Source organism: Dryocola clanedunensis (assembly GCF_038405435.1).
In the GTDB taxonomy this organism is placed as follows: Bacteria; Pseudomonadota; Gammaproteobacteria; order Enterobacterales; family Enterobacteriaceae; genus Dryocola; species Dryocola clanedunensis_A.
Window position 1 is genome coordinate 1 of the sequence record NZ_JBBYHZ010000050.1, and the last position, 883, is coordinate 883.

Here is an 883-nt window from a genome sequence, read left to right on the forward strand (position 1 = left end):
GTGGCCTCGCAGGGCGGTGTGGTGGTCGGCCAGGTGGTGACCACCATGAGTGCGATCCAGACCTCGTCCAAGAAGATCGCCGAGATCATCTCGGTCATCGACGGCATCGCCTTCCAGACCAACATCCTGGCGCTGAACGCTGCGGTGGAAGCGGCCCGGGCCGGCGAGCAGGGCCGTGGTTTCGCGGTGGTGGCCACGGAAGTGCGCGCGCTGGCCCAGCGCTCGGCGGGCGCCGCCAAGGAGATCAAGACGTTGATCGACGACTCGGTGACCCAGGTCAGTGCGGGCTCGGCACTGGTGCAGACCGCCGGCCGTACGATGGAGGAGATCGTCACCGGCGTGCGTCGGGTCAACGACATCATGGCCGAGATCTCGGCCGCCTCGAAAGAGCAGTCTGCCGGCATCGAGCAGGTCAACCAGACCATCACCCAGATGGACGAGACCACACAGCAGAATGCCGCGCTGGTGGAGGAAGCCACGGCGGCGGCGCGTGCGATGGAGGAGCAGGCCCAGCAGCTGGGTACTGCGGTGGCGATCTTCCGCCTGCAGTCCAGTGCTGGCGCGGCCAGCACATCGGCACGCCGGGCCGCGCCCGCGCGCAGCACCGCGCGGATGCCGGCAGCGGCCGTGGCCGGAGACGGGGACGACTGGCAGACCTTCTGATCCTGCCCGGCGTGCCACATCCCATGGCGCGCCGGGTCGCGTGATTCACCGGATGCTCACCGCGCTGCATTGGTAATCGGCGCTATCCTTTGCAGGCATGGTGAGCACATGACCTCCCGTTCCGACCGGCTTGGCCTGACCGCGCTGACTGCCCTGGTGGTCGGGTCGATGATCGGTGCCGGCATCTTCTCGCTGCCGCAGAACATCGCGCGCAGCGCCG

Annotated in this window: 1 protein-coding gene; it reads left to right on the forward strand. The window is 68.4% G+C overall.

The window, feature by feature from the left end:
- The coding region (locus AAE045_RS23280; RefSeq protein ID WP_455549691.1) for a methyl-accepting chemotaxis protein at positions 1-663 on the forward strand (663 nt) is incomplete at its 5' end.
- Positions 664-883 lie beyond the last annotated feature (220 nt).